This is a genomic window from Siphonobacter sp. BAB-5385 (assembly GCF_002261125.1).
Lineage (GTDB): Bacteria > Bacteroidota > Bacteroidia > Cytophagales > Spirosomataceae > Siphonobacter.
In genome coordinates this window covers 62,467-75,085 of sequence record NZ_NMPS01000038.1, presented here as the reverse complement: position 1 = coordinate 75,085, position 12,619 = coordinate 62,467, and the positions used below count along the sequence as shown (strand labels likewise).

General features: G+C 54.2%; 7 protein-coding genes. All 7 read left to right on the top strand.

Annotated elements, in window-relative coordinates:
• Positions 1-210: 210 nt before the first annotated feature.
• Positions 211-1,809, top strand: a complete 1,599-nt coding sequence (locus BWI93_RS28095; RefSeq protein ID WP_217902221.1) for a hypothetical protein — start codon at positions 211-213, stop codon at positions 1,807-1,809.
• Positions 1,809-2,177 carry a hypothetical protein gene (locus BWI93_RS28090; RefSeq protein WP_217902220.1) on the top strand — a complete coding sequence of 123 codons (369 nt, stop codon included), beginning with the start codon at positions 1,809-1,811 and terminating at the stop codon, positions 2,175-2,177. The genes BWI93_RS28095 and BWI93_RS28090 overlap by 1 nt, the downstream gene beginning before the upstream one ends.
• On the top strand, positions 2,111-2,905 hold the full coding sequence (locus BWI93_RS28085) for a hypothetical protein (protein WP_217902219.1): 795 nt from the start codon (positions 2,111-2,113) through the stop codon (positions 2,903-2,905). Before BWI93_RS28090 ends, BWI93_RS28085 begins: the two co-directional genes overlap by 67 nt.
• A gap of 189 nt (positions 2,906-3,094) precedes the next feature.
• Positions 3,095-4,627, top strand: a complete 1,533-nt coding sequence (locus BWI93_RS03485) for a glycosyl hydrolase family 65 protein (protein ID WP_141217339.1) — start codon at positions 3,095-3,097, stop codon at positions 4,625-4,627.
• Between the two features lie 18 nt (positions 4,628-4,645).
• Entirely contained in the window at positions 4,646-6,196 is a 1,551-nt protein-coding gene (locus tag BWI93_RS03480; protein ID WP_094808775.1) for a glycoside hydrolase family 28 protein, read from the top strand.
• 17 nt (positions 6,197-6,213) lie between these two features.
• A complete protein-coding gene (locus BWI93_RS03475) occupies positions 6,214-9,003 on the top strand; it encodes a glycoside hydrolase N-terminal domain-containing protein (RefSeq protein WP_094808774.1) in 2,790 nt (929 codons plus the stop codon).
• Between the two features lie 72 nt (positions 9,004-9,075).
• Entirely contained in the window at positions 9,076-12,519 is a 3,444-nt protein-coding gene (locus tag BWI93_RS03470; protein ID WP_094808773.1) for a malectin domain-containing carbohydrate-binding protein, read from the top strand.
• The last annotated feature ends 100 nt before the right edge of the window (positions 12,520-12,619 follow it).

Sequence of the window (12,619 nt, the reverse complement as noted above, 5' to 3'; positions counted from 1 at the left end):
AAATAAAGCCAGTAGCCCCGAAATAATGGTAGTAGCAAGTGAGGAAGCCTGACCATACTTTAGAAAAGACCAAAGAAACACACGCCGACCATTACGCTCAAAATGTCCGCAAGGCTCTGGCTAAGATGGTACAATTAAAAGAGAAAATGTTAGATAATCAGGCTGGCTTACGCTGGTAGTTTTGTAATTCATTCGCTCTGAACATTTACTATGCATCGATTCTTTCTATTCCTTTCCCTGCTTTTTGCTTTCCACATCCAGGGGCAGGCTCAGCAACAACTGACTCTGATATTGCCGTCGAAAAGCCCGGAACGGGTCAGCTTTGGAGCCGAAAAACTACAGCAGAAATTACGATCGGCGGGCTATCAGGTCACCCTGGTCCGCAAGGATCAGTTAAAAGCCGACCCTTCACAAATTCGTATCGGAATTGTCGGTGACGCTCTGGTTCAGTCCGTTACCGAAAAAAGCGGCAAGGAAGGGTTCATCGTACACAAAGAAAAAGGGCAGCCCTGGTTCATCAAAGGCAGCGACGCTTCCGGAGCCCTGTACGGATGTCTGGAGCTGGCTTCCCGTCTGCAACCCAAACTACCCGAAACCCTGCATCTGACCGACCAGCCCGAAATGGTGTTGCGGGGTACCTGCATTGGCATCCAGAAACCGTACTATTTGCCGGGACGTACGGTGTATGAGTATCCGTACACGCCCGAAACGTTCCCTTGGTTTTACGACAAAGAGCTATGGATTCAGTACTTGGACATGATGGTGGAAAACCGCTATAATTCCCTGTATCTCTGGAACGGCCACCCTTTTGCTTCTTTGGTTAAACTCAAGGAATACCCGTACGCGGTGGAAGTGGACGATGCGACGTTTAAAAAAAATGAAGAAATGTTCCGTTTCCTGACGAAGGAAGCCGACAAACGCGGCATCTGGGTGATTCAGATGTTTTATAACATTCTGTTGTCGAAACCCTTCGCCGAAAAACATAACCTGAAAACGCAGGATCGGGAGCGGCCCATCACGCCGCTCATGTCCGATTACACGCGGAAATCCATCGCCGCTTTCGTGGCCAAGTATCCCAACGTTGGTTTGCTCATCACGCTGGGCGAAGCCATGGAAGGCGTTGGGCAGGACGATGTGGACTGGTTTACGAAGACCATCATTCCCGGTGTACAGGACGGTTTAAAAACGATTGGGCAGAAAACCGAACCGCCCATTGTACTGCGGGCTCACGATACGGATGCCCCCCGCGTCATGAAATCAGCGTTGCCTTTGTACAAGAATCTGTACACGATGGCAAAATTTAACGGCGAGGCCCTGACGACGTATACCCCCCGGGGAAAGTGGGCCGAGCTGCATCGCACGTTGAGCAATATCGGCACGGTACACATCGAAAACGTCCACATTCTGGCCAATCTGGAGCCTTTCCGCTACGGTTCGGCGGACTTTGTGCAAAAGTCCGTACAGGCCATGCACAACGTTTACGGAGCCAATGGCTTGCACCTGTACCCGCAGGCTTCGTACTGGGACTGGCCCTACGCCGCTGATGCCGCACCCAAACGTTTGCTACAGGTCGATCGCGACTGGATCTGGTACCAGACCTGGCTCGTTACGCCTGGAAAGCCAATCGCGATCGGGCGGGAGAGGTTACGTATTGGGGCCATGAGCTGGCTCAGAAATACGGATTGCCGCTGGAAAAAGGCAAGGCTGTACTGGAAGCCTATGAACAAACGGGCGAGATTTCACCGAAATTATTACGGCGGTACGGTATTACCGACGGCAACCGCCAGACGCTCACGCTGGGCATGCTGATGACGCAGCTCATCAACCCCTGGCGGTACGGCCTCTTCACGCTGTTGTACGAATCGGAAGCTCCCGAGGGCGAGATGATCATTGAGTACGCGGAAAGAGAAGCGAAGCAGGAGAAGCACATCGGAGAAACACCGATTCGGGTAGCGGAAGAAGTGGTTGAACACGGCAGGAAGGCCGTGCGGGCCATTGACGAAGCAACGCCCGCCGTCACCAAAGATCGGGAAGAATTCAAGCGGTTACGAAACGATGTCTACGCTCAGAACGCCATGCTCAGTTTTACGCCGATAAAGCCCGGGCGGCTGTGGCGGTGCTACGCTACAAGTATTCCGGCAAAGTCGAGGATCTGGAAAAAGCCTTACCGCTGCTAAAATCGAGCGTGGCTCACTACGCGGAGCTAACCAAGCTGACGAAAGACACCTATCTCTACGCTAACAGTATGCAAACGGCACAGCGAAAAATTCCGATGCGGGGCGTCAATGCGACGTACAAAAACTGGTACGAAATGCTGCCCGTTTTTGAAAAGGAACTCCGGACCTTCGAACGGAAAATTGACTCGCTCAAAGCCCATACGGGGGCCGCCACTCAGCAGCGAATGGCTTTTAAACCCGCAACGGTCCAACTGACGAACGCCAGCTACTTCCCGGTACAAGCGGGCGAAAGCATTTACGCCGATACGCTGGCAAAAATCGTCGCCCTGACGCCCGAACTGAAAGATCTGAAAGGCTTGAAAATGAGTAAGAAACAGCAGCGGTCGGAGCGTACTACGCTGACGTTCCATACCGATAAGCCCGTGAAACTGCTGGTGGGTTTTTACAACGAAAAGAATGCGGCGTACCTGCGGGCACCCGAGCTGGAAACCGACGCCAGTGCCAACGATTACGGGCAGGCGGAAATCAAGATTTCCAACGCTATCCAGATCGAAGGCTTCCCGCCCGTACACGTGCATGCGTTCACGTTTGCTCCCGGTAATCATACCTTACACCTGGGTCGGGGGCAGTGCGTACTGCTGGGTTTTGTGGAAGGGGCTCAGGAAATTCCGGTATTCGACGGCGGATTGGCCGGTAATCAAAAAAACATCGACTGGTTATTCGAATAAACCGATTAACCCAACTAGTCAGGGGTACGACCCCTGAAATCGGGAAATGCTTAATCGAGCAGCTACCAACTCCGAAGGAGTTCAACCCGATTAGCCAGGGGTGCAACCCCTGGAATCGAGATTCGAAGGAATCAACAAAAGTAACCAGGGCTACGTCCTCTGGCACATCCCAGCAAAAAAAGCCTCTCTATGCGTCAGTACCTTCTCAGCGGAATGCTCGCTTGTATGAGTCTAAGCACCTTCGCTCAACACGTATTAACGGATCAGTCCCTTCAGAAATACGTAACGGCCTTTAACGCGGCTGACGAAGAGGCCGTGAAAAACTACGTCCCCAACGCCCAGTCGCAGGCCTGGCTTTCCCAAAACATTCCGTACTTCGATAGTCCCGATTCCGTACTTACGCAGCTGTATTACTATCGCTGGTGGGCCTTCCGGAAACACCTCAAGCAAACGCCCGACGGCTTTATTTTTACCGAATTCATTACACCGGTGAAACACGCCGGGAAGCACAATGCCATTAGCAGTGCTCTGGGTCATCACGTGTACGAAGGCCGCTGGCTCCGCAATCCGCAGTACATCGATGAGTACATTTCCTTCTGGCTGTACGTCGATCCCAGGCATACCGTACAGCGGTTCCATTCCTTCAGCAGCTGGCTCGCCGACGCCGTATACCAGCGGTATCTGGTGAATAGAGATGAGTCTTTTGTTCGGAAAATTACCCCCGCTCTGGCCGCCGACTACCGCCGCTGGGAGTCGGAGCGGCAATTGCCCAATCAGCTCTTCTGGCAGCACGATGTAAAAGATGCCATGGAGGAATCCATTAGTGGCGGTCGGAAAGTGAAAAACGTACGGCCCACCATCAACAGTTACATGTACGGCAACGCCAAAGCCCTGGCCGCTCTGGGGCAACTGCTGAAAAACGATACGCTGCGGGAAACCTATCTGCAAAAAGCCCTGCAACTGAAGCAACTGACGCAGCAGACCTTGTGGAATGAGGGCGATCAGTTTTTCGAGGTGAAACTGGAAAACGGAACCTTTGCCAACGCTCGCGAAGCCATCGGATTCATTCCCTGGTACTTTAACCTGCCCGACGATAGTCCCAAGTACGCCGCTGCCTGGAAACAACTCGGTGATACGACTGGGTTTCAGGCTCCCTGGGGCCTGACCACCGCCGAACGCCGCCATCCCGGTTTCCGGACGCACGGTTCGGGACACGGTTGCGAGTGGGACGGGCCGCTCTGGCCCTTCGCCACGACGCAAACCCTGAAAGCCCTGTCGCATTTTCTGACGGATTACCAGCATAATAAAACCGTCAGCCGGGCCCAGTTCTTCGATGAATTACGCCGATACGCGGATTCGCACGTCATGAACGGCAAGCTATACCTCGGTGAATATCAGGATGAAAAGAACGGCGAATGGCTGAAGGGCGACGATCCCCGCAGTAAATTCTACAACCACTCCGGGTTCGCGGATTTGATCATCAACGATTTGATCGGACTGAAACCCCGTTCGGACGATACGCTGGAAATCAAACCACTCCTCGAAGAAAAACGATGGGACTGGTTCTGCCTGGACCGGGTGCCCTACCACGGAAAAACGCTGACGATTCTCTGGGATAAAACCGGAAAAAAATACGGCAAAGGCAAAGGTTTCCGGGTATGGGCCGATGGTAAGGAAGTCTACCACGGAAAACAGTTGAAAGCCATTCAGACCCGGCTTTAATGCTAATACAAAGCAATCATGCGAACACTTTTCACCTTATTGACCTGCATACTGATCGCCGGAACGACGCAGGCCCAGCAGTACTTCAACGTCACGGCCTACGGAGCTAAAAAAGACAGCAGTGCCCTGGCAACGCAGGCCATTCAGAAAGCCATTGCCGCCGCCGTGAAGGGGGGAGGCGGCACCGTATACTTCCCACCGGGCAAGTACAAAACGGGACCCATTCACCTGAAAAGTAACATCACGATTCATATCGATGCGGGTGCTGAAATCCACTTTACGGATAATTTCGACGCCTATTTGCCCATGGTCGAATCGCGTTGGGAAGGAACGGACGTAACGAATTTTTCGCCGCTTTTTTACGCCAACCGGGCCGAAAATATTGCCATTACAGGTCGTGGACTGATTGACGGGCACGGCAAAAAGTGGTGGGCGTATTCGGAAATACACGTCAAGAATTCGCCGGGTTCGAAGTGGCAGGACGAGTTTCACCGCCTCAATAAAGACATTCTGCGGCCCGATCTGCCGGGCTGGGTGGAGCGGGGTTTTCTGCGGCCTCCCTTTATACAGTTCATGCACTGCAAAAACGTGCTAATCGAAGGGATCACCATTCGGAACTCGCCATTCTGGACGGTCAACCCGGAATTCTGCGAAAACGTAACCGTCACGGGCGTTACGATTAACAATCCGCCTTCCCCCAATACCGACGGCATCAACCCCGAATCCTGCCGCTACGTGCACATTTCCAATTGCCACATTAGCGTGGGCGACGATTGCATCACCATTAAATCGGGTAAAGATCGGGCGGGTCGCAAGATGAACGTTCCGGCCGAAAACCATACCATCACCAACTGTACCATGCTGTCGGGACACGGCGGTGTGGTGATCGGCAGCGAAATGTCGGGTGGCGTGAAGAAAATCGCGATCTCCAACTGCGTATTCGACGGTACGGATCGCGGCATCCGGATTAAAACCGCTCGCGGTCGGGGTGGCGTGGTGGAAGACATTCGCGTGGACAATATCATCATGAAAAACATTCGGGATCAGGCCATTGTACTCGATATGCAGTACGCCAAAACCAACCCCGAACCCGTTTCCGAACGGACGCCCGCCTTCCGGAATATTCACTTCAGTAACATCACCGCCGAGGTGAACCGGGCGGGTTATCTGAACGGATTGCAGGAAATGCCCATTGAAAACGTCAGCTTCACGGACCTTCAGATTCGGGCCAAAACCGGATTTCTGATCAAAGCAGCCAAAGACGTATCCTTTCATAACGTCAAGGTCAGTACTCAAACCGGTCCCGCCATTGAGGCTGAAAATGTACAGACGCTGGAAGTCAACGCGGTGAAGACCTATACGCCACACGCCGATACGCCCGTGCTGGACCTGACCAACGTCCGCGATGCCTTCATTACGAATGCCTTTCCAGCGGCGGGTACCGAGGTATACCTGAAAATCAAGGGAGCCGATAGCCGGAATATCACGCTGGAAAGCAACCAGTTTAAAGGCGTAAAAACGCCCGTCTGGAAGTCGAATGAAGTGAAGGAAGACGTGGTACGGAACTAAATGGTTGGGGCATACGCATGAAATTACGCATTTTCTTACTGTTGTTGCTGGGATACACGGCTCAGGCTCAGTCGTATCAGTTGTGGTACACCAAGCCCGCCGTCAAGTGGACGGACGCCTTGCCGCTGGGTAATGGTCGGCTGGGAGCCATGGTCTTCGGAGGAGTCGAGAATGACCGGATTCAGTTCAATGAGTCCACGCTATGGACGGGTGAGCCGCGTGCCCACGCTCGGCCCGGAGCGGCGGCGTATTTGCCCGAAATCCGCAAATTACTGGCCGAAGGCAAGCAGAAAGAAGCCGAGCAATTAGCCGAAGCCCATTTCATGGGCCTGAAAAGTAACGAAGGTCGCAAGGAAGAATGGCTGGCGTCGGTGAAGATGGGCAAGGGCGTACCAGGAAATCCGGCAGAAGCGGCCTATGACGATTCGGACTGGAAAACCATGCCCGTACCCGCCTACGAGGGTTGGGAAACGGTAGGCTTCGAAGGGCTGGACGGAGCCGTCTGGTTTCGAACCACGTTTACTTTACCCGAAAACTGGAATGGTAAAGCCCTCACGCTTGACCTGAACCGCGTTCGCGATCATGATTTTACCTACGTCAATGGCAAACTCATAGGAACGACGAACAGCACCGAACCCCGCAAGTATCAGATTCCCGCCGACGTACTGAAACCCGGCAAGAATGTGCTTGCTATTCAGGTCATCAATTATTTTGACAAAGGCGGGATTGCGGGGTACAAGGATACGACTCGCCATTTGGCTCTGTACCCGGCCAATAGCTCTGAGAAGCTATCCCTGAATGGTAACTGGAAGTATTTTATCCAGAACAGCGAACCGCCCGCCGTACCCCGATATCAGGCCGATTATCAGCCGTTTGGAAATCTCAACCTGAGCTTCAAAAACCTAACGAACTCAACGGATTATCGTCGCGAACTGAACCTGAATGAGGCAGCAGCCCGGACGCAGTTCAAGGTAGGCGACGTGACGTATACCCGCGAATACCTGACGAGTCAGCCGAAAGGCGTACTGGCGATTCACCTGACGGCCAGTCAGCCGGGACGCATCAGTTTGACGGCCGCCCTGAGCAGTCCACATGCCAGACATAGCGTACGGAAAATCGATGAACAAACACTGGCTCTGGCCGTACAGGTACGAAACGGAGCCCTTCGCGGGGAAAGTTACCTGCGGGTGGAAACGAAGAAAGGCACCCGTCGCATCGAGTCGAATCAAGTGGTGATCGAGGGAGCCGACGAAGTGACGCTGTATGTGACGGCGGCTACGAATTTCGTTGATTACCAGAATGTTTCGGGGAATCCGGTGGCCGCCTGTGAGAAAACCATACAGCGGGTGACCGGACAAACCTACGCTCAGGTTCGGCAGGAACACCTGCGGGAATACCAGCCGTATTACCAGAAGTTTTCGGTGGAACTAGGGCCTAACACCGACCAGAAACTGCCGACCGATCAGCGATTGGCTCGCTTTTCGGCCGCACCCGATCCTTCGTTTATGGCTTTGTACATGCAATATGGACGGTATCTGCTGATTTCCAGCTCCCGACCGGGCGGACAACCCGCCAATTTGCAGGGCCTCTGGAACGACCTGCTGGCTCCCCCCTGGGGCAGCAAGTACACGACCAACATCAACCTCGAAATGAACTACTGGCTCGCCGAGGTACTCAACCTGTCGGCCCAGCACGAGCCGCTGTTTCGGATGATGGATGAACTCGCTCAGACGGGTACGCAAACGGCGAAGCTCCATTACAATGCTCGGGGCTGGGTTTTGCACCACAATACGGACTTGTGGCGGGGAACGGCTCCCATCAATGCCGCCAACCACGGCATCTGGGTAACGGGAGCGGGCTGGCTGAGTCAGCACGTATGGGAACATTTTCAGTATACCCAGGATCTGGATTTCCTGAAAAAGCGGGCGTATCCGCTGATGAAACAGGCCGCTCTGTTTTTTACGGATTTCCTGGTAAAAGATCCTAAAACGGGCTGGCTGATCAGTACGCCCTCCAACTCGCCCGAGAATGGTGGGTTAGTCGCCGGACCCACGATGGATCATCAGATCATTCGCACCCTGTTTCGAAACTGCATTCAGGCCAGCGAACGCCTGCGTACGGACGAAACCTTCCGCAAAACCCTGCAAACCCAACTCCAGCAACTGGCCCCCAATCAGATCGGGCGGTACGGACAATTGCAGGAGTGGCTGGAAGACCAGGACGATACGACCAATCACCACCGTCACGTGTCGCACCTCTGGGGCGTACATCCGGGCGATGACATTACCTGGGAGAAAACGCCCGACGTAATGAAGGCCGCCCGGCAGTCGCTGCTGTACCGGGGCGACGAAGGAACAGGCTGGAGTCTGGCCTGGAAAATCAATTTCTGGGCTCGTTTCCGCGAGGGCGAACACGCTCTGCAACTCGTCAAAATGCTGCTGCGTCCGGTGTCGGGAGCCGGTGGTTCGTACGTTAATCTCTTCGATGCTCACCCGCCGTTTCAGATCGATGGAAACTTTGGTGGCTCGGCGGGAATGGCTGAAATGCTGCTGCAAAGCCATAGTTCTGGTATTGATCTGTTGCCCGCTTTGCCCGCAGTACTGGCCGAGGGAAACCTGCGGGGAATCCGGGCCAGGGGTGGTTTTGAGCTGGATTTTTCCTGGAAACAGGGTAAGCTGACGACGGTAACGGTCCGTTCGCTGGCCGGAGAGCCCTGCGTTCTGCGGTATGGCTCGAAAGAAGTGAAGTTCACGACGGAAAAGGGCCAATCCTACACCTTCAACGACAAGCTGGAAAAGCAGAAGTAAAGCGTTTCAGCCAGTCGTTTATACCTACACGTCCGGTCCGCGTGGACCGGACGTACTTTCTATTTGGAATCGATGCATTCAAAACTGATCCTGTTGAGTTTGTTCCTGACCTTCACGGCCTGGGGGCAGTCGCGAAAAGAAATTTCCCTGCAGGCGAACTGGCAGTCTACCGCCACGGACGACACCACGGCACACCCTGATTTTTACCGAAGTGAATTCAAGCCTCAGTCCTGGAAAACCGTGCAGGTGCCCCATAACTGGGATCAGTACGGTGGCTATCGACGGAAAGTCAACGGCAATCGCTACGGCGTGGCCTGGTATAGAAAGACATTTACGGTACAGGAAACCGCGGCGGGAAAACGATTCTTCCTTTTTTTTGAAGGCGTAGGTTCGTACGCCACCCTCTGGCTCAACGGAAAAAAGATAGGCTACCATGCGGGGGGACGGACTTCGTTCACTTTGGATATTACGGACGTTATTCGTCTCAACAATCAAACCAATCTGCTGGCCGTACGAGCGGACCATCCCGATCAGATTCAGGACTTACCCTGGGTGAGCGGCGGGAGTTCCAGCGAGCGGGGTTTCTCGGAAGGCTCCCAGCCAATGGGCATCTTTCGTCCGGTGCAGCTCATCGTAACCCGTGACGTACGAATTGAACCCTTTGGGGTACACGTCTGGAATGATACGAGCGTTTCGGCCACGGCGGCGAAACTGCACGTTACGAGTGAAATCAAAAACTACGGTACCCGGCCCCGTACCCTGACGGTCGTGCAGCAACTGCTGGATCGTTCGGGAAAAACCGTAACCAAAGTTGAGCAAAAACTGAATTTAAAAGCCGGAGAAACGGTAACGCTTGCGTCACCAGATCTTTCCGTGTCGCGTCCGCAGCTCTGGTCACCCGAGCAGCCGTACCTCTATCGGCTCGTGACGCAGGTGCTGGAACAGGGTCAGCGAATGGATCAACTAACCACGCCCTACGGCATCCGGCGGGTGAGCTGGGATTTGAGTCCCAACGCGAAAACCCGCTTACGTATCAACGGCCAGCCGGTCTTCATCAATGGCGTAGCCGAATATGAACATTTGCTGGGAAACAGTCACGCGTTTAGTGAAGAGCAGATTCATACCCGGGTACGTCAGGTCAAAGCCGTTGGGTTCAATGCCTTTCGCGATGCTCATCAACCCCATAACCTTCGCTATCATCTGTACTGGGACGAAGCCGGTATTCTCTGGTGGCCGCAAATGGCCGCACACATCTGGTACGATACGCCCGCCTTTCGCCAAAATTTCAAACGGTTGCTGATCGACTGGGTGAAAGAGCGGCGGAACAGTCCATCGATCATTCTCTGGGGACTCGAAAATGAAAGTACGCTTCCCGAGGATTTCGCCCGGGAATGTAGCGAGCTGATCCGGCAACTCGATCCGACGGCTTCTTCCCAGCGAAAAATCACGACCTGTAACGGTGGGAAAGGTACCGACTGGGACGTGCCGCAGAACTGGACGGGTACCTACGGCGGCGATCCGCAACAGTACGGCGAAGACCTGAAACGGCAGATTCTGGTGGGTGAATACGGAGCCTGGCGAACCATCGACCAGCATACGGAAGGCCGTGGCGTATTCAGCGAAAACCGCATGACGGACCTGATGGAAACCAAAATCCGGCTGGCGGAATCGGTACGGGATCGCACGGCCGGGCATTTTTTCTGGTTGCTCAATTCGCACGATAATCCCGGTCGCGTACAGGGTGGCGAAGGGCTGCGGGAACTGGACCGAATCGGCCCCGTGAATTACAAAGGGCTGTTCACGGCCTGGGAAGAACCGACGGATGCCTTTTACCTGTTCCGGTCCAACTACGCTCCCAAAGAAACCGAGCCGATGGTCTACATCGTGTCGCATACCTGGCCGAACCGCTGGACGACGCCGGGCAGGAAAGATAGCCTCATCGTTTACTCCAATTGCGATGCGGTGGAACTCTTCAATGATGTGAACCACCGTTCGCTGGGCCGGAAAACGCGGCAGGGGGTAGGGACGCATTTTCAGTGGGACGGAGCCGACATTCAAACGAATACCCTCTACGCCGTAGGATACGTCAAGGGCAAAGCGGTGGCTACGGACGTGGTAGTCCTGAATCATTTGCCCGAAGCTCCGCATCTTTCGGAAGTAACCGGGAAAGTAACGGCCGCCTCCACATCTGGACTACGCTACCTGTACCGGGTCAACTGCGGCGGACCGACGTACACCGATGTCCAGAAAAAGGTCTGGTACGCCGATCAGCGAAAAACGGAGACAAACGCCTGGGGGTCTACTTCCTGGACTGAACACTATCCGGGCATGCCCGCCTTCTTTGCCAGTCAGCGGCGAACGTTTGATCCCATTCGCGGTACGTCCGACCCTAAACTTTTCCAGACCTTTCGCTACGGACGTGACCAACTGGCCTATCATTTCAACGTACCCGACGGCGACTATCAGGTGGAACTGTACTTTATCGAACCCTGGTACGGCACCGGCGGCGGACTCGATGCCACAGGCTGGCGATTGTTTGACGTCGCCATCAACGACGAGGTACGCCTTAAAAATCTGGACATCTGGAAGGAAGTGGGCCATGATGCTCTGCTGAAAAAAACGCTACGCGTACGGGTGCGGGGCGGGCAATTGAAGGTTTCTTTTCCCCACGTACCATCCGCTCAGGCGGTCATCTCGGCTATTGCCATTGCGGCTCTGGATACCAAATCTGTAATTACCCAGCAATCGAGTTCCATCCTGAAAAGTACACAGGGAAGCGTTGAATCCTGGCTGGATACGGGGGATGGGTTGTTCGCTGACGAAACCACACGGGCCGTTTCGCTACCCTCTCATCTGTACGGAGCCACCTGGCTAAAACGGAAGCGGAACGAAGCCGCAACGGTACAGGTCACGGAAGCGGCAGATGTGTTTCTGGCTGTACCCGCGTCGGCATTACCACCTTCCGGTTTTGAAGCCACGGACACGTTCCTGACGACCGATGAACCCCGGCAGTATTCGCTCGTTCGCAAACGAATGCAGGCGAATGAAAAGCTGATGGCGGCGGCGGGCTCCTGGCTGGCCGCACTACCTGTGTACACCCTTGAACCCGCCTACGATCTGAAAGCAGCCACGAGTTACAAAGCCACGCAGGCCCAACCCATAGGTCAGGGCGTGGGTAAGGAGGTCTTCCTCGACAAAGAGCGGATGGTCTTTAAAAAAGCCAGCGGTGATACGTTGGAATGGATCCTTGCCGTGGGGGTGGCCGATACGTATTCCCTCACGCTCAAGTACCATAATCCAGCTCAGAAAGCATTAAAAGTGAGTGTTGAGTTGATCCTCAAAGACGGTACGGTGGTGAAGCCCGCCGAAACGCTGGAGCTGGAGCCTTCCAAACCCGGCAAATGGACCTACGCCACTACGAATACGGGTACGATGATCAATGCGGGTACCTACACGCTGCGTCTGAAAACGCTGGATGCGGACCGTTTATACCTGGATACACTGGATGTTCAGTAAGGATAAGATGCTATAATTTGATGTAAGAATCATATAAATAATCCGGAAAGTGCTATGGTAACTTTGTGAGAAAGAATAGGGCAAAACCGGGAGTACTCCG

Coding starts and splice junctions, on each gene's coding strand:
- BWI93_RS28095 (WP_217902221.1), top strand. CDS start 211: ATGCATCGATTCTTTCTATTCCTTTCCCTGCTTTTTGCTTTCCACATC.
- BWI93_RS28090 (WP_217902220.1), top strand. CDS start 1,809: ATGACGCAGCTCATCAACCCCTGGCGGTACGGCCTCTTCACGCTGTTG.
- BWI93_RS03485 (WP_141217339.1), top strand. CDS start 3,095: ATGCGTCAGTACCTTCTCAGCGGAATGCTCGCTTGTATGAGTCTAAGC.
- BWI93_RS03480 (WP_094808775.1), top strand. CDS start 4,646: ATGCGAACACTTTTCACCTTATTGACCTGCATACTGATCGCCGGAACG.
- BWI93_RS03475 (WP_094808774.1), top strand. CDS start 6,214: ATGAAATTACGCATTTTCTTACTGTTGTTGCTGGGATACACGGCTCAG.
- BWI93_RS03470 (WP_094808773.1), top strand. CDS start 9,076: ATGCATTCAAAACTGATCCTGTTGAGTTTGTTCCTGACCTTCACGGCC.